The sequence below is a fragment of the Gillisia marina genome (genome assembly GCF_000258765.1).
In the GTDB taxonomy this organism is placed as follows: domain Bacteria; phylum Bacteroidota; class Bacteroidia; order Flavobacteriales; family Flavobacteriaceae; genus Gillisia; species Gillisia marina.
Genome location: NZ_AJLT01000019.1, coordinates 103,671 through 120,844 on the forward strand (window position 1 = coordinate 103,671; position 17,174 = coordinate 120,844).

Annotated in this window: 14 protein-coding genes and 1 pseudogene; 5 read left to right on the forward strand and 10 right to left on the reverse strand. The window is 34.3% G+C overall.

Translation table 11 applies throughout. The annotated features are described in order from the left end of the window. Positions 1–51: 51 nt before the first annotated feature. From ON07_RS05515 to ON07_RS05540, 6 genes and pseudogenes are all read right to left on the reverse strand, one after another. Positions 52–558 carry a CsgE family curli-type amyloid fiber assembly protein gene (locus ON07_RS05515; RefSeq protein WP_029331555.1) on the reverse strand — a complete coding sequence of 169 codons (507 nt, stop codon included), beginning with the start codon at positions 556–558 and terminating at the stop codon, positions 52–54. Positions 559–572: 14 nt separating this feature from the next. Beyond that, entirely contained in the window at positions 573–827 is a 255-nt protein-coding gene (locus ON07_RS05520) for a hypothetical protein (protein WP_155807145.1), read from the reverse strand. Between the two features lie 26 nt (positions 828–853). Continuing rightward, the gene (locus ON07_RS05525; RefSeq protein WP_010228869.1) at positions 854–1,393 is read right to left on the reverse strand and encodes a hypothetical protein; all 540 of its coding nucleotides are present in this window, start codon (positions 1,391–1,393) and stop codon (positions 854–856) included. Positions 1,394–1,471: 78 nt separating this feature from the next. Further along, complete coding sequence (locus ON07_RS05530; protein WP_010228871.1) at positions 1,472–2,905, reverse strand: curlin associated repeat-containing protein; 1,434 nt, start codon at positions 2,903–2,905, stop codon at positions 1,472–1,474. A gap of 793 nt (positions 2,906–3,698) precedes the next feature. Further along, a pseudogene (locus ON07_RS14640) lies at positions 3,699–5,884 on the reverse strand (glutamine synthetase III family protein). Between the two features lie 117 nt (positions 5,885–6,001). After that, positions 6,002–6,946 (reverse strand): calcium/sodium antiporter, encoded by a 945-nt coding sequence (locus ON07_RS05540; RefSeq protein ID WP_010228873.1) that lies wholly within the window; start codon positions 6,944–6,946, stop codon positions 6,002–6,004. A 139-nt stretch (positions 6,947–7,085) separates the two neighbouring features. Here ON07_RS05540 and ON07_RS05545 point away from each other — a divergent pair, with 139 nt between their 5' ends. The 4 genes from ON07_RS05545 (at position 7,086) to ON07_RS05560 (ending at position 10,299) form a co-directional block, all read left to right on the forward strand. After that, entirely contained in the window at positions 7,086–7,448 is a 363-nt protein-coding gene (locus tag ON07_RS05545) for a BlaI/MecI/CopY family transcriptional regulator (RefSeq protein WP_010228875.1), read from the forward strand. Continuing rightward, positions 7,448–9,445, forward strand: a complete 1,998-nt coding sequence (locus ON07_RS15890; RefSeq protein WP_010228877.1) for a M56 family metallopeptidase — start codon at positions 7,448–7,450, stop codon at positions 9,443–9,445. Before ON07_RS05545 ends, ON07_RS15890 begins: the two co-directional genes overlap by 1 nt. A gap of 14 nt (positions 9,446–9,459) precedes the next feature. Further along, complete coding sequence (locus ON07_RS05555) at positions 9,460–10,005, forward strand: YfiT family bacillithiol transferase (protein ID WP_010228879.1); 546 nt, start codon at positions 9,460–9,462, stop codon at positions 10,003–10,005. Positions 10,006–10,146: 141 nt separating this feature from the next. After that, positions 10,147–10,299 (forward strand): hypothetical protein, encoded by a 153-nt coding sequence (locus tag ON07_RS05560; protein ID WP_010228880.1) that lies wholly within the window; start codon positions 10,147–10,149, stop codon positions 10,297–10,299. Here ON07_RS05560 and ON07_RS05565 read toward each other — a convergent pair whose 3' ends face one another. Beyond that, positions 10,300–10,815 (reverse strand): adenine phosphoribosyltransferase, encoded by a 516-nt coding sequence (locus ON07_RS05565; RefSeq protein WP_010228881.1) that lies wholly within the window; start codon positions 10,813–10,815, stop codon positions 10,300–10,302. Between the two features lie 182 nt (positions 10,816–10,997). Between ON07_RS05565 and ON07_RS05570 the strand changes: the two genes are divergently transcribed. Continuing rightward, positions 10,998–13,388 (forward strand): S9 family peptidase, encoded by a 2,391-nt coding sequence (locus ON07_RS05570; protein ID WP_010228882.1) that lies wholly within the window; start codon positions 10,998–11,000, stop codon positions 13,386–13,388. 96 nt (positions 13,389–13,484) lie between these two features. Here ON07_RS05570 and ON07_RS05575 read toward each other — a convergent pair whose 3' ends face one another. From ON07_RS05575 to ON07_RS05585, 3 genes are all read right to left on the reverse strand, one after another. Further along, complete coding sequence (locus ON07_RS05575; RefSeq protein WP_010228883.1) at positions 13,485–14,885, reverse strand: alanine/glycine:cation symporter family protein; 1,401 nt, start codon at positions 14,883–14,885, stop codon at positions 13,485–13,487. 206 nt (positions 14,886–15,091) lie between these two features. Further along, positions 15,092–15,766 carry a class I SAM-dependent methyltransferase gene (locus ON07_RS05580; protein ID WP_010228884.1) on the reverse strand — a complete coding sequence of 225 codons (675 nt, stop codon included), beginning with the start codon at positions 15,764–15,766 and terminating at the stop codon, positions 15,092–15,094. Positions 15,767–15,835: 69 nt separating this feature from the next. Next, entirely contained in the window at positions 15,836–17,170 is a 1,335-nt protein-coding gene (locus tag ON07_RS05585) for a RagB/SusD family nutrient uptake outer membrane protein (RefSeq protein WP_010228885.1), read from the reverse strand. Positions 17,171–17,174: the final 4 nt, after the last annotated feature.

Consider the following 17,174-nt stretch of genomic DNA (forward strand, 5'->3'; position numbering starts at 1 on the left):
TGAAAACCAAAAAAAAAGCAAGCATGTAAGTAGTAGTAGTTTTAGCTTCATCTAGTAATATTTAAAATTATTTCCCTGTTTTTCTAACTGTTGAATATACGCAATTGTTCTTTGTATAGATACAGATGCCATTTGTTTTAGATAATCTTTATTTGGTCTGGCAAAGAAACTAATTAGAACTTGTTGCCCTACTTTTACTGATATTCTAGTAATACGTCCTCTCCCGGGAATTTCATCTATTTCTATATTTTTTGGGGAAATAATTTGCTTGTTGAAATATTCTGAATAAAAATTTCTAAAAAAATCTCTACCCACTTTGGTCATTGTATTTTCAATTACAAGTCCGTTAATTTGAAATCCATCCTGAGGTTTTGCTTCATCTTTAGACGCTGGTGCTATTATACTCTCTTCGGTTATTACCTCTTTAATAGACTCTAGATCGTTTACGAGCTCTATCCTATCCTTTCCAATAGGCTTATCATCCTCATCAAAAATCAATAAAATTACTGTTATAGTACCTTCTTCGCTCTTATTTACTGTAGTACTAGATAATATCACTTTTTTAAATCCCTCTAAAAAAAATCGATTTCCTTGATTAGTTCTAGAAGAATTATTATTAGGATCTTTTTTTTATTAAAAAAAAATTCATACCTAAGGTTATAATCGGTTGCGGTTATGTTCTCAGCAGTTGCACTAAAGGTTAAAAATTCTCCTTTATCTTCTACTTTTATATCGGCAACCACTTCCTTATTATAGAATTGAGAAAATCCCGTGATGCTATAAAAAACAAAAACCAGTACAAAGACAAGTTTTTTATTATTTACCATACTAGCTATCATAAGTTAGAGAATAATCATTTATAACTGTTTATTATCAATATAGGCGTTGCGTTGGTTTGAGTAAATTTTAGAGATTTTGTAAGTTCGTTTATTCCATTTCTTTCAAAATATTTACCATTCCCTTCTTGTTTAAGCTCTAAAGAAATATCTGCTTCTGGACTAATTACATAATCGCGAATTGTGTTATAATCACCATTTTGAACAAAATTTGCAATAGCAGTATTTACCTCATAATCTACAGTCGCCCAATTACTGTCACCACGCTGCCTTATTACAATTTCACTAGAATTTGTAACTGTATTTATATCTACCTGATTAAAATCTCCAATTTGTCTTAGAAATACTTCATTACCTGTAATTTCAAGATTTCTTGAATTTGCGCCATTAAAAATTCCTAACCCATTAAGTGCTGCTTGAGTTAAATTATCATTTTTCAGTAACAGTTCTTCTTGTGAACTTTCCCTAGAATTTACATAGGTTTGAGCATTTGCGAATTGACTAAATGCCAAAAGCAAAATCAACAAAATACCTATATTTAATGTAGTTTTTTTCATAAGTACCTATCTAAATTAACATTTTTTTAAATATAAAAAAAAATGGAAGGGAAAAACCCTTCCATTTTTTTTAAGAATTTAGTCACAATCTTGACAAACCTCTGGAAGATCTAATTCCGGAAGATCAAAATCTGGACAGTCTATAGCTTCCATACTTGGGAAATAACAAGTTTCTGGAGCGAAAGCAGTGAAAGAATAAGGACTTGCCTGGAAAATATGTGCACTATTACCATCCCCGTCTTGAAAAACATCTGCGCTTTGTCCATGATATTGAACAACTAAAGCAGAGTTATCATCCTGTAACTGTACAGTATTAGCCCAGTTATCATCACCTATTTGGTACGTATAAAGGTTATTGTCGTCACCATTTTGCAATGAATTCACTACGTTATCGTCTCCCCATTGCTTTTGGTGTGCTTTATTTCCATCACCAGTTTGAGTTAAATCTGCATCGTTATCATCTCCAAATTGACGTTGAAAACCTTTGTTTCCTTTTCCATCCTGAGTTAGATCTGCATCATTATCATCTCCATATTGCTTTTGGTATGCATAATTATCTTGAGAACCACTATTATTAATAGTTTGTGTAATGTTTGCATCATTGTCTCTACCTTTTTGCTTTTGAATAGCCATATTCTCTGAACCACTATCTCCACCTCTTTGTCTAATTAAGGCATCGTTGCCAGCCCCTCTTTGCTTTTGGTAAGCACTTGCATAATTAGCATCAAACGATCCGTTATCTTGACCTTGCTTTATTCTAGCCGTGTTCTGATCGTCTCCATCATTATTAAAATCTGAGTTCCACTGATCTTGTACTGCTACGTTATGATCTCCGGTTTGAGTTGTATAGGCATTATTTCGAACCCCTTTTCCGTTCTGATAAACCTTAGATTTATTATCGTCTCCATTTTGTACAACTTTTGCATACTGTCCTTCATCGTCAAGAAAGAAAAAACTTGAAGCAAAATAGGATGTTTGTTTAATTTGGGCTTTGTTATTATCCCCATCTTGATCTGTCCACGCTTCATTATTATCGTTAAGCTGTTCTGTTTTAGCTTGGTTATCATCACCATCTTGATTGATATATGCTTTATTAAAGCTCCCATATCCATCCAATTCGTGTTCAGTATCACCTTGCTTAATTAAAGCTTTATTATCTTCACTAGACCCATCTTGCTGGCCTTGGTCTATCCGAGCCTTATTGAACCCAGAAAGTTGATACGTGTGTGCCTCATTATCTTCGCCGTCTTGTCTGGTTTCTGCCCTGTTTTTATAACCGTATTGCTCAAGTAATGCTTGATTTTCTTCATCTGTTTGAGTCGCTTTTGCAGAGTTTTTTTTACCAATTTGTCTAACTTTCACAATATGATCGTCCCCAGATTGATCTGTTTGTGCCTTGTTTGCAGTTGGATCTCCAGAACTGTTAGGAACTGTTGAAGGAGCTGGAGGTGTTTGCCCTAACATAACCGCCCCACACATTAATGCTGCTGCACTTAGAATAATTTTTTTCATAATACTTGGATTTACTTGTTAATATTGATTAAACTTAACTTATGGGTGCTTTAATTTTACGCACGTCATAACATTTTTAAAAATTTGTGGGGTAATTTGTAACTTTAAAATAGTAGGGTAAAAAATTCGGTGTCAATTACTAGCGATTGTGGAGTAAAATATTTCATTTAGAAAAAACATACTAATTATAAAACTTTCATAAACCGTATAATTTTCTTGTTAAAAAAATATTAAATCCGCTCGATCAAAAATTTAAATTACTGGACAGTTTTTGGGGAACTGTTATGAGAAATTATTAATTGGAATGATCATCGCTTAGATTCAGATTTGCAAATTCTGAAAAAAACAAAAAATACATTCTTTAAAAAATGCGAAATACCTAAACAATTATTTAATTGATAGTATATAACAAATCAAATTTGCGAATTATATACGAAATAGACAAAATCTGACATTTATCAGGATTTTAATTTTCGATAAATTGTAAGAATTATCTTATAGGTAAATTCCCCTACTATGATTTTTAATCATTAAATTATGTTAATTAACAAAAATAAACGCCGATGCTTGATTTGTTAATTTTATGTTAAATTTAATATTAAGTGATTCTATATTTTTTGCCAAAATATCCTAAATTATTAATAATCAAAGACTTAACAAAATAAAGGTTTTATCAAGATTTTTACATACATTATGCATTATGAACAAAAAAGCGCACAAAAAAATTAACTAGAGAAAAAAAAACCCACATCCGAGGATGTGGGTTTTTGCTTAATAAAGAATTATTTTACTTCTATCGTGTAAACAATAGCTCTCTGTATTTAGTTAGTGGCCAGATTTCATCATCTACCAACAACTCTAATTTATCACAATGGTATCTTATTGTTTCAAAATATGGTTTTACGTTATCGCAATAAGCAAACGCTCTTTCTTCTGCGTCCTCAATAACATTTGCCTTTTTACGAGCATCTACCATTTTATTTATATCGGCATTTATCTGCTCTATATGTCCTGAAATTGCTTCGATAATCCCTATTTGTTCTTTCGAGTGTTTTTTGAAGTCCTTTTCGAAGATTTCCTTTAATCCACGTACGTTTTCAATTAAAACATTTTGATAACGAATACAAGTTGGAATTACATGATTTCTAGCGATATCACCTAGAATTCTTCCTTCTATCTGGATTCTCATAGAATAATCTTCCAATTCAATTTCGTGACGAGCTTCTACTTCCCTCTTGTTCATCACTTTCATCTCCTTGTACAAATCTATCGTTTGCTTAGAAACCTTTGCTTTTAAAGCCTGTGGAGTAGTTTTGTTATTACTTAAGCCACGTTTTTTAGCTTCATCTTGCCAAGCATCTCCATATCCATCACCTTCAAATCTAATCTTCTTAGACTTCTTGATATAATCTCTTAATACATTAAAGATCGCATCATCCTTCTTCATACCTCCGTCTTTCACCAAGCATCTACGCTCTTCTTGAAATCTTTAAGTTGTTTTGCAACAATCGTATTTAAAACAGTCATTGCATTCGCACAGTTTGCTGTAGAACCTACTGCTCTAAATTCAAATTTATTTCCTGTAAAGGCGAAAGGAGATGTTCTGTTTCTATCTGTATTATCCAATAAAATTTCAGGAATCTTCCCAACAACATTCAATTTAAGGTCTGTTTTTTCCTGAGGAGATAATTTTCCATCAGTAACTTTTTCAAGTTCATTTAAAACATCTGTCAATTGACTTCCTATAAATGCTGAAATAATTGCCGGTGGAGCTTCGTTAGCTCCTAATCTATGATCATTTGAGGCACTAGCAATAGTAGCCCTTAACAACTCTTCATGATCGTGAACTGCTTTAATAGTATTGATGAAAAACGTTAAAAACTGAAGGTTCTTCATTGGAGTACTTCCAGGACTCAATAAATTAGTTCCAGTATCTGTACTTAGAGACCAGTTATTATGTTTCCCACTTCCGTTAATTCCTTTAAATGGTTTTTCATGGAACAATACTTTAAAATTGTGTCTTTCCGCAACCTTATCCATAAGATCCATTAGTAAGGAGTTATGATCTACCGCCAAGTTAGCTTCTTCAAAAATAGGCGCTAGCTCAAACTGGTTAGGTGCAACCTCATTATGCCTTGTCTTTACAGGAATTCCCAACAACATACATTCTATCTCCAAATCCCTCATATATGCCAAGGCTCTACTTGGAATAGATCCAAAATAATGATCGTCCAATTGTTGACCTTTTGCAGGAGAATGTCCTAACAAAGTTCTTCCAGAAAGTTGTAAATCTGGCCTGGATGCATATAATGCTGAATCTATTAAAAAATATTCCTGCTCCCATCCAAGTGTAGCAACAACTTTGGATACATTCTTATCAAAGTATTTACAAACAGAAGTTGCAGCAGCATCTACCGATTGTAAAGCTCTTAAAAGTGGTGTTTTAAAATCTAATGCTTCTCCTGTATACGAAACATACACTGTTGGAATACATAAAGTAGTACCATATATAAATGCCGGAGATGTAGGATCCCAAGCAGTATAGCCTCTTGCTTCAAAAGTATTTCTAATTCCTCCGTGCGGAAAACTGGAAGCATCAGGCTCTTGCTGAACCAATTGTGTTCCTCCAAATTTTTCGATTGCCAGGCCATCACCGATGGTTTCAAAAAATGCATCATGCTTTTCAGCAGTGGCACCTGTTAACGGCTGAAACCAATGCGTGTAATGAGTAACCCCTTTAGAAATAGCCCATTCTTTCATACCTGTAGAAATATGATCGGCTACAACTCTACTAATTTTTGTTCCTTTTAGTGTGGCATCTTTAACACTCTGATAAGCCTCCTTTGTAAGGAATTGTCTCATCACTGTTTCATTAAAAACATTTTTTCCAAAAAGTTCAGATCTACGATCGGTCTCGTCAATCTTCACTGGTTTTCTATTTAATGTCTCTTTTAAAGCCTGAAATCTTAAAGTTGCCATATGATATCGTTTAAATTTTAAAATTAAGCGACAAAAATATACATTTTAAGATTACACCCCTTAAATTTAAGGGGTAAAAAACAAAAATTTAACTTTTATTAGGATTTGACCCCTCAATTATTTTATGAAAGCCAATCCTATAAAGATAACATAGGCAACAAATAGAATAATCCCTTTATATCTAGAGATACTGAATCTCTTCGGGAGAAAAGCTAGAGGAATTAAGACAAAAGAGAAACCTATCATCCAAAAGATATCGTTTGTAAGTAATTCTTCAGACTTTAAATATATTGGCTGAATAAGTGCTGTTATCCCCAGAACCGAGGCTATATTAAATATATTGGATCCTATTAAATTCCCAAGGGAGATCGCCTTTTCTTTCTTTAACGCTGCAATTACTGAAGCAGCCAACTCGGGAACACTCGTTCCAACAGCGATAATACTTACAGAGATCACTCGCTCGCTTACGCCAATCATTTGGGCTAGATCTACGGCACCGCTCACTAATAACTCGGATCCTCCGTATAGTGCAACCCCTCCAATTATTAACCAAATTATTATTTTAATACCGGAAACAGCTTCCAAAGAATCATCTACGCCTTCTACTAAAATTCGGTTTTTTCTGGCACGCTGAATCAAGAAAAGCACATATATAATGATACCTATTAATAAAGCGGCTCCTTCTATTCTAGATATATTCCCTTCAGTATAAAGGAAGAAATACAGCGCAAATGAGAAAAACATCATTATTGGCCAATTGAATTTATAGAAATCTCTGTCTATAATTAAAGGAGAGATTATCGCTGTAATTCCTAGAACCAAACCAATATTTGCGATGTTGGAACCAATTACATTTCCTAACGAAATATCCGAAAACCCAGCTAGAGCAGCTTGCAAACTCACCAACAACTCCGGAGCAGACGTGGCAAAAGACACCACCGTTAATCCGATTATCATTTTAGAAATATTGAATTTGAAAGAAATAGCAACAGATGATCTCACTAAAAACTCCCCTCCTACAACCAATAAAACAAACCCAATTAATATGTAAAGTATACTCATTTATTTCAATTTGTTGCGAAGATAAAGAAAGTTCTTAGTGCGACACAATTCATTTTTCAAACTACAAAAATAGGTTTGTAACTATTTTTATCGTTATATTTGGTTTTGACTTTTATTTCAACTTGAGAAAGTAAACATTATGGAGAAATTAACCAATAAGGAAGAAGCGATTATGCACATTTTATGGAAGCTTGAAAAAGCATTCGTAAAAGAGGTTCAAGCAGAGCTAACCGATGAAAATCTTCATTATAATACGGTCTCTACTATAATTAGAAACCTAGAAGAAAAAGGCTATGTAGCACATAAAGCCTTTGGGAAAACACACCAATATTATCCGGCAGTTTCCAAAGAAATTTACAGAAAACAATTTATGAATACGGCTACCAAAAAATTCTTTGACAATTCTTATAAAAGTATGGTTTCATTTTTCGCAAAAGAAGAAAAAATTTCTGCGGAAGAATTACGTGAAATTCTGGCTATAATCGAAAAAAAGGAGAAATAATGGAAAGTTTACTCATCTATATCTTAAAAAGTGCAGGTTTAATAAGTCTCTTTTATCTCCTTTATATTGTATTGCTTAAAAATGACACTTCGTTTACATCGAATAGAAAATTTTTACTGGGAGGAATTCTTGCATCTATAATCTTACCTGCAATTTATTTTACCAAAAAGGTGATTATTAATGCTCCTGAAATAATTTATGCTGAACCTTCACTTAATTCTAGCTTCGTGGTGAGTCAGGAAAATATACCTCAAGAAATGGATTGGTGGAGCATCGCGGGAACCATCTACTTAATAATCACAGGTTTCTTTATCATTCGGTTCCTTTTCAGAATATTTCAGATCTTAAAAATGATCCATTTCAGCAAAATTCAGAAAGAAGGAAAGTTTAAGATTATTGAAACTCAAGACTCCTCAGGCCCATTCTCATTTTTCAATTATCTCTTTATAAATTCTGAAGCTGTTCCAGAAGAGGAGTATCTAATTATGCTTCAGCATGAGAAAGTACATGCCAATCAGCTTCATTCTTTAGACATGCTAGCATCCCACCTTTTTGCTGCCATTTTATGGTTTAATCCAATAAGTTGGTTTTATAAAAAAGCAGTCGAACAAAATCTGGAATTTATTGCCGATCATGAAACTGCACAGGTATCCGAATGTATCCAGCAATACCAACATGTGTTAGTTAAAGTTTCAACAAATCAATATCAAAACGTATTAGTCAATCATTTTTATCAATCCTTCATCAAAAAACGAATAGTTATGTTAAACAAAAAATCCTCCAATCGTAACAATATCTCTAAAATGAGTTTAATTTTCCCTTTACTCTTGGCTTTTATGCTCACTTTTAATGTTAAGACAGAGGCTCAGGTAAAACGAGTTTCTAAAGTTGTTGTGGATAATGTTCAGTTTTATCCAGACGAAATAGCTTCAGCTCTCATCACAAAAAATTCAACAAAAGCGCAATTGGAAGAGATGGTTCTGGAATTTGAAAGTCATGGAGTAGCACTTCAGTTCAAAAAATTGAGGTTTTCAAAAGAAGGCTTGTTAACCAGAATTAATATCAATTATAAAATTGAAAAAACTGGTGATTCCGGAAATTTCAACAAAAAAGGGGATGCTCCTATAGATGATATTGAGATAAGTCTTTCTGAAGATTTCAAAATAGAATTTAGGTCTCCTGCATCTACAAATGACAAAAATGAATTTGTAATTATAACTGATTCTGATTCTGCTGCTATAGGTTCTATTGCAAGGCCTAAAAAAAGAGTTTGGAAAACTAATCTAGACGATGTGACTATAGAGCGGGTAATGTCCACAACACCATCCAATAAAAATGTAAATGGAACATTTTCCGTTGGAAATAAAGTTCATTACTATGTAACCGAATCTGATTCTACTAGTGGAAGCGCTAAAGTTATAAATGTTAATTCGAACAATGGAAATCGTATTACATGGACAGATAAGGACAGTACTAAACATAAATACAGCGTAATTGTGCTAGACAGTGTTCGTAATAATGCATCTAAGCTAGGGAAGAAAGTAAGAGTAATTTCTAGGGAGCGCAAAGGAGATCCTATTTTTATTGTTAATGGGAAGGTTAAAAATGCAGATTTCCGATCTGCAGATATAGATCCAGATAGTATTCAAAATATTTACGTATTTAAAGATGCTTCTGCCATAAAAAAATATGGTTCTAAAGGAAAAAACGGAGTGGTAGAAATTAACACTAAAAACAACAGTCTGTTCCGAATTAAAGCAAGTACTACAGATGCAGAATTAGAAGATCTTAAAAGAACCATTGCTGCAAAATCTGAGTTCCAGTTAGAATTAAATTCAGTTGAAAGAAACGAAAAAGGACTTATAAGCAAGATAAATTTGAAATTTAGCACCAATAACGGAAAAATGGTGTCCGGAAATTATTCAGATGTTGATGGAATTGCCGATATTTATTTTGGAGAAAAAGAAGATGGTGGTGTCATTATCTACTCCAACTAAATAATTAGCAGCAAATGAAAGATCTAGATTTAGAAAGATTAAAATATCCAATTGGAAAATTTAGTGAGCCGGAAATAATTTCTGATGATGATATAAAAAGATGGATCGCAGATATCGAGCAATTCCCAAATAGACTAAACAAAATAACGCCTTACCTTTCTGATGCAGAGCTAAATTATAGATACAGACCTGAAGGATGGACGATACAGCAGGTTGTACACCACTGTGCCGATAGCCACATGAATAGTTTTATAAGATTTAAATTATGCCTTACGGAAGAGCTTCCAACTATTAAAACGTATCACGAAGCTAAATGGGCAGTATTGCCTGATGCAACCGGGCCGGATATTACATCTTCTCTAAAACTCATTGAAGGTTTACATGCTAGATGGACGAAGTTGCTAAAATCCATGGACAAGTCCATCCTTAGCAGACAATATATTCATCCGGAAAAGGAGCAACCTATGAATCTTGCTGATACCATTGCTTTATACGCTTGGCATTGCAATCATCATTTAGCTCATATAAAACAGGCTTTAGCGGATAAAAGAAACGATTAATTTTACTCTCTATAATTTAAATTGAAGTCGAGATCCTTTTAAAGGTCTCGACTTTTTTTAAATGAAGTTTGTGAGTTTATGAATTCACAGCTTCAATTCCCTGATTTTAAATATCTTTGAAGAAAACCAATCGATTCTTTTATGAAAAAGCACTTTTACAAAACGCTGAATAAAATCAACAAAAAAGTATTGCCTAGTTATTCGAAAAAGCGCTTAGATCTTCAAAAGGCAAGTAAAGTGCAATTGGCAATATTCGGCTGGAAGCTTTGGGTTACTAAAAAGGCGTTGGATTAATTAATATTTTAAAAGTGATTCAACAGAGTAAGAATTCAGTTTATTTCTACCATTCAAAAATAAGAGCTCGATTAGAAAATTACATTGCACGATCTCTCCGCCCATTTTCTTTACTAAATTACAGGCAGTCTTCGCAGTTCCACCGGTTGCAAGCACATCATCATGCAGAATAATACGCTCTCCCTTTTTGATTGCATCTGTATGAATTTCTAAAGTGTCTTTTCCGTATTCCAATTCATACACTTCAGAATAAGTGTCGGCAGGTAACTTTCCGGGTTTTCTAATAGGTACAAATCCTGCATTCAATTTTTCAGCTAAAAGCATCCCAAATAAAAAACCACGAGACTCGATTGCCACCACTTTATCAATTTTTTGATCACCGATACGTGCTAAAAACTGAGCAACAGATTCTTTAATCGCATCTGAATCTTGTAGAAGCGGAGTTATATCCTTAAATCGAATACCTTCTTTAGGAAAATCGGGAATCTCGCGAATGTACTTACTTAAATTGGTCATGAGGCAGCTTTTTAGTTCTCATAAAAATAATCATAAGGATTCAATAATTTTCCAATTCTGTCTCTAATCTCAAATAATTCAAGCTCAATGGCATAAACCTCCTCTGAATTTTTAATATATTGCTAATTAGTTTTATGTAATTATTATTCGCTCTTTCATTAAGAAGCATTTACCCTTAGTTTATGAGAATATTTCAAATTAGTTCCTCCCAAATCAATACGCTCATTTTTCTCTTTATTTTTTCGCTGATTCCTATTTCCGGAATTGCCCAAAGCAGTGAGCTTTCAGTAGAAAAAATAATGCAAGATCCTTCATGGATGGGAACTTTCCCTTCTAATATTCAATGGAGCGAAGACAGTAAAACAATCTATTTTAATTATAATCTTCAAAAAGATCCTTCAGATTCTCTTTATAAGATTCAGCTTTCTCAACAAGCAAGTATTGTAAAAGTTTCTTTTCAAGAACAACAGCAAAAAATCTCTTCTCGTGGAGATTATAATAAAGATCGTACTAAAAAGGTTTTTACCAGAGATGGAAATTTGATGTTGTTTTCAGCTAAAGAAAAATCAGCTAAAACTTTATTAGAACTAGGAGCATCAATTTCGAATCCGAATTTTCAAGATAATGAAGATTTGATCTCTTTTGAAATGGAGGATAATTTATACCTCTACGATCTAAAAAATGGAAGTTTAAAAAAGCTGACTTCAATTAAAAAAGGGGAAGACAAAAGTAAAGATGAAAAAGATGCATCTGAAAAAGAAAAATGGTTAGAGGAAGATAATTTAGGTCTGTTGGCCGTGGTGTTAGAAAGAAAGCAAAAAGCCGATTCTAGCGACGCTTATCAAAATAAGATTAAAAAAGAAGCTTTTACATTTTATACCGGAAAGAAATCTGCAACCAATTTACAGCTTTCACGCAATGCAAAATATGCCACTTTTAATCTTATTACCAGAGCAGATAATAAGAGAACTATCGTTCCAAATTATGTAGATGAATCCGGATATACCGTAGATCTTAACGCAAGATCTAAAGTAGGTGATGATATTATGAAGGTGGAGCTAGCTATTTACAACTTCGCTAGAGACACGGTTTATTTAGTAAAATCTGATGATTTACCCGGAATTAAAGACCTTCCCGATTACACAAGTGATTATCCAGATAAGGAATGGGAAGAAACTGCCAGAGATGTAATTGCTTGGGGAGCTAATTTTTCTGACAATGGAAAAAAAGCCATCGTAAATGTGCGATCTCATGATAATAAAGACAGGTGGATTAGCCTGTTAGACTTTGAAAATGGCACACTTAAAAATTTAGATAGACAAAGAGATGAAGCCTGGATTGGTGGGCCTGGCGTTGGCTATTCATTTGGGGGCGGTACGCTTGGCTGGTTGCCAGATAATATACATATCTACTTTCAATCTGAAGAAACGGGCTATTCCCATTTATATCTATTAAATACTGAAAACGGAAAGAAAACTGCATTGACTTCCGGAACATTTGAAGTGTTTGATCCGCAATTATCCAAAGATGGAAAAAACTGGTTTTTAACTACTTCTAAAATTGATGCAGGAGAACGTCATTTTTATAAAATGCCTGTAATGGGAGGAAAAATGGCACAATTAACCGAGCTGTCCGGAAATAATCAGGTAACACTATCTCCAGATGAAAAGCAGATGGCCATTTTATATTCCTCTAGCAATCAGCCTTGGGAGTTATACCTTAAAAGAACCGGCTCCAATACTAAAGCAGTTCAGTTAACAAAAGGACAGTCCAAAGCTTTTGATACTTACAACTGGAGAATTCCAAGTAGAATTAAAGTGAAAGCTGAAGATGGTGCGATGGTTCCAGCCAGACTATATCAGCCAAAAGAAGATGTAAAAAATGGAGCTGCAATAATTTTTGTTCACGGAGCTGGATATCTTCAGAATGCTCATAATTGGTGGTCTTCATATTTTAGGGAATATATGTTTCATAATTTGTTGACAGATCTTGGATATACTGTTTTAGATATGGATTACCGCGGAAGTGCCGGTTATGGAAGAGATTGGAGAACAGCTATCTATAGACATATGGGTGGAAAAGATTTATCTGATCAAGTAGACGGCGCAAAATTTTTAGTTGAAGAACATGGAATAGATCAAGATAATATTGGGATTTATGGTGGTAGTTATGGAGGTTTTATCACCTTGATGGCGATGTTCAACGAAAGTGACACTTTTAAATCTGGGGCGGCATTAAGATCGGTTACAGATTGGGCACATTACAATGATGGCTACACATCCAATATTCTAAATACACCTGTGGAAGACCCAATAGCCTACAAACGCTCTTCTCCTATTTATTTTGCTGAAGGCTTAAAAGGGAATTTATTGATTGCACATGGAATGGTAGATACAAACGTTCACTATCAAGACGTGGTGAGATTGGCGCAGCGTTTAATTGAATTGGAAAAAGACAATTGGGAAATGGCTGTTTATCCTGTAGAAGGTCACGGCTTTGTAGAACCAAGCAGTTGGACCGATGAGTACAAGAGAATTTTGAAGCTTTTTAATGAAACTTTGCTAGAGGAGTAATTAATATTAATTACCTCTCGACTCCGCTCGAGGTGACATTTAAATATTTTATCATTTCGAGCGGAGTCGAGAAATCTCAACGAAGTACCAAACTTCTTAGTTTGAAGTTTCCAAAACCTCCTTTTTCTTAAGATCCATTCTTCTGAAATAGTCTTTAGCTGCTTTCAAAACTTTTGGGGCTAATATCAATGTCGATATCATTGTAGGAATCGCCATCAACGCAAAGAACCCATCAATCAAATTAATCATCATGCTCAAGGTGGTAGTTGCCCCCATCAGAATACTCAAGATATAGAAGTAATTATAGTAATGCTTCTTATCGGCTCCTATCAAAAAAGACAGGCATTTAGTTCCGTAGTAAGAATAGGAAAATAAAGATGAAATACTGAAAAATGCGATGCAAGTAAGCAAAATATAATTTCCATAAAAAGGCATTGCATCATTAAAAGCAGCAGCCGTCAAGCTCACTCCATTTTGATCTGAAGTTTGCCAAACTCCAGTTACTAAAATAGCTAAGGCAGTTAGTGTACAAACCACTAAAGTATCTATTGCCGGGCCTAACATAGCAACCAGGCCTTCTCTAATTGGTTCATTTGTTTTTGCTGCCCCATGGGCCATTGGTGCTGTTCCAATTCCCGCTTCATTAGAAAAGGCTCCTCTACGGATTCCCAATATTATAAGTCCTCCTAAAACTCCACCTAAAAAAGAATCTCCCGTGAAGTTATTGGCAACAAAAGCATCCGTAAATATTAAACCAAAATAATAAGGCACCTGATCGAAGTTTACAAATAAGATAATAAGTACCGAAACAAAATACATCACCACCATTAAAGGCACCAACTTAGAAACTGTTTTACTAATTCTTGAAAGTCCGCCAAAAATCACGATAGAAGTTATAGTGACTAAAATTAATCCAATAATTAAATTAGACCCTAAGCCAACTTCTACTCCATTTGGCTCTAGTAGAATAAAATTAATAGCCTGCGTTAGCTGATTCACGTTAAAAACAGGAAGTGCTCCAACTAATCCTGCAACACTAAACATCACGGCTAAGGCTTTCCAGCGCTTACCTAAACCTTCCATGATAAAATACATAGGACCACCCTGAATATTCCCCTCAGAATCTTTACCACGGTACATCACAGCCAAACTATTGGTAAAGAATTTTGTTGCCATCCCAATAATAGCACTTACCCACATCCAAAAAATAGCTCCCGGCCCACCAATGGCAATCGCCACAGCAACTCCTGCAATATTCCCCATCCCTACAGTAGCAGATAATGCTGTGGATAAAGCCTGAAAATGGCTTATTTCTCCAGGATCATCTGGGTTGTCATACTTTCCACGTAATACCTGCAAGGCATGTCCTAAATATCTAAAAGGTAGAAATTTGGAAATAATCAAGAGATAGAAACCACCACCAATTAGCAAAATTAAGAGAGGAAGTCCCCACACAAACGAGGCAAAATCGGCAATGAATTGATCTATTTCAGTCATAAGTAAATAAGAATATTGATGGATTGTAAGCAAATATAACAAAGTAGGAGACTATTTGTTATTGAGCCTTATAACAGAAGCCAAAGAAAAATGTTTTTGTTCTTAAGTTTTCACTATTTTTTCATGTAAAATAGCTCATGTTAACTACTATTTGTTGCTTAAATGGCATAAGTGATATCTTAATTAAAGGAGCTTTAAATGTTTTCTCAATCATTTCTTAAGATGAATATTATAGATAGAGGAGTTCCTTTCTCATTTATAACTTCTTTAATATCCAACAACTCATAATTACTTTTATTAAATGTGTTCATCCAATCTTTCAAAGTTCTGGCATACCAAGAATGTGGATGCACAAAATTACCCTTTAGACCTTTCCATGAATCTTCAATCCACTGGCTCTTGTAGGGTAAATTATTTTGAATAAGAAAACTAGGATGGAGGGTTTGAATAAAAACTAAGCCCGATTTCAATAGCGCCTTTTTTAAAGATTGAAGCAAAGCCGAAACCTGTTCGTTTTGGTACAGACAGAAATTTAAAACTAAAGCTTCAAAGGGATTTTCCGGGATTTCTTTTCCATTAATTATTTCTTCATAAGTTATTTTATAAAAGTTTTGAGATCCTTTTAAGCGTGCATTCTTCAATAAAGCTTCAGTAGAATCAATACCAACAACCCTATTTTCATTCGTAGACAATACTCTAGTTAACCAACCTTCTCCACAACCCAAATCTAAGACACTCTTTAAATTGTATGAATTGACCGCTTCTAAAATTGCTGTATTTGTAAATTGTCTTGAAGCAATTCCATCCCGCTCCAAAAGCCGGATCCATTCTTCAGCATTTGCTTCCCAAGATTCAGTTATTCTAAAAGATTTTTTATTCATATTCACGAATTCAAAACCGGCTATTTTAATTTTTAGAAAATAGCCGGAAAAATTAAATGTGAGCGTATATTAAATTACCGGATCTGCCGGAGTATTTGGATTGCTGTTTCTCTCTCTTTCAGAATAAGGATAGAAATTTCTATTTCGCTCCTCACTATAATTCATTGCATCGCCGCTAGGCTGAGGACGATTGAATCTTCTACTATCTTCCAAACTCATTCCTGTCAAAAATAATTCGGCACGCCTATTTTTATATATCTCATCCAACAAAGCCTCCACACTAGATTCTCCAGAATATGCTCCCAGATTTGCATTTATCCCGAAAGGGTCATTATTGTTAGTCAGCACTAAATTAAGAGCATCTATTGCGGCTTGAATATCAGGAGAAGACTTTCTTAAACTTGCTTCAGCGATAATTAGATTCATTTCATCTGGAATATATACAGGAATAAGCTCTGTATTTTCGTCAAAAAAGCCTGCCAAATCTTCAATTGGAAGCCCATTTTGATTTGTTTCATCTAACGGGATAAGATAGAAAGATACCCTGCCATCTTCAGGAGAAAAAATAAATTCTTCAGGTAACCCAAAATTATCCCTAGGTTTAAAATTAGGGGCGCTATTTTGGTATACCCTAGTCCATATAGGGTTTAAGTTTAGTGCATCGTATTCAAATACCGAAATTGAAGATTGGTCTACATTATTAGCAGCTGTAATTGCCGCTTCGTAGTTACCTGCAAATAAATTATACCGAGCCAACATAGCTTGAATGGTATTCTCAAGATCTATTTTCCCCCTTGTTATTTCAGAATCAAACTCTGTTGAAACCGGAGTAGAAGCGATAAGGGAAGAAGCCTCTGTTAACAATCTAATAGCCTCCTGAAAACCTCCATTTCTATCTATGAAGCTAGCATTATTTTCCTGATTGGTTTGAATAATTATTTGCTCATAATTTTGCGACAAACTTCCAATTGCCAATGCCTTGAATAATTTCGCATATGCGATTAGTCCACTTTCAGTTCCAGAAGTTAGACTAAGAGAAGGAACATTTGCTTCTATATCTTCAGAAATTTTCATCACTCTTGCCATTGTATTCCAAAGACCTTCTACATTAGAATTAGAATTGGGCAATACTGCGCCACCATCTTCCAATTCTATCATGTTTTGAAATGTGGTCGTAATTCCACCCTCTCGTGTAGTGATGGCAGGGGTTTCAACAATCCATCTTAATCCAGTGGTAGCATATAATTGTTGCATGCCAACACTCGCTGCTAAAATACCCTCACGGGAAGAATATGTTTGTTCATCTGTAGCCTGATTTTGATTCTCGAAATCTGTTTCACATGACCAATTCAAGAGTGCTAAAAACAGCAAGGCGATGATTTTAATGTCTATATATTTTTTCATTTTT

Excerpts from the sequence above, each read along its gene's own strand:
- ON07_RS05585 (WP_010228885.1), bottom strand. The coding sequence starts at position 17,170 with ATGAAAAAATATATAGACATTAAAATCATCGCCTTGCTGTTTTTAGCA.
- ON07_RS05565 (WP_010228881.1), bottom strand. The coding sequence starts at position 10,815 with ATGACCAATTTAAGTAAGTACATTCGCGAGATTCCCGATTTTCCTAAA.
- ON07_RS05580 (WP_010228884.1), bottom strand. The coding sequence starts at position 15,766 with ATGAATAAAAAATCTTTTAGAATAACTGAATCTTGGGAAGCAAATGCT.
- ON07_RS05570 (WP_010228882.1), top strand. The coding sequence starts at position 10,998 with ATGAGAATATTTCAAATTAGTTCCTCCCAAATCAATACGCTCATTTTT.
- ON07_RS05555 (WP_010228879.1), top strand. The coding sequence starts at position 9,460 with ATGAAAGATCTAGATTTAGAAAGATTAAAATATCCAATTGGAAAATTT.
- ON07_RS05520 (WP_155807145.1), bottom strand. The coding sequence starts at position 827 with ATGGTAAATAATAAAAAACTTGTCTTTGTACTGGTTTTTGTTTTTTAT.
- ON07_RS05575 (WP_010228883.1), bottom strand. The coding sequence starts at position 14,885 with ATGACTGAAATAGATCAATTCATTGCCGATTTTGCCTCGTTTGTGTGG.
- ON07_RS15890 (WP_010228877.1), top strand. The coding sequence starts at position 7,448 with ATGGAAAGTTTACTCATCTATATCTTAAAAAGTGCAGGTTTAATAAGT.
- ON07_RS05545 (WP_010228875.1), top strand. The coding sequence starts at position 7,086 with ATGGAGAAATTAACCAATAAGGAAGAAGCGATTATGCACATTTTATGG.
- ON07_RS05560 (WP_010228880.1), top strand. The coding sequence starts at position 10,147 with ATGAAAAAGCACTTTTACAAAACGCTGAATAAAATCAACAAAAAAGTA.
- ON07_RS05530 (WP_010228871.1), bottom strand. The coding sequence starts at position 2,905 with ATGAAAAAAATTATTCTAAGTGCAGCAGCATTAATGTGTGGGGCGGTT.
- ON07_RS05540 (WP_010228873.1), bottom strand. The coding sequence starts at position 6,946 with ATGAGTATACTTTACATATTAATTGGGTTTGTTTTATTGGTTGTAGGA.
- ON07_RS05525 (WP_010228869.1), bottom strand. The coding sequence starts at position 1,393 with ATGAAAAAAACTACATTAAATATAGGTATTTTGTTGATTTTGCTTTTG.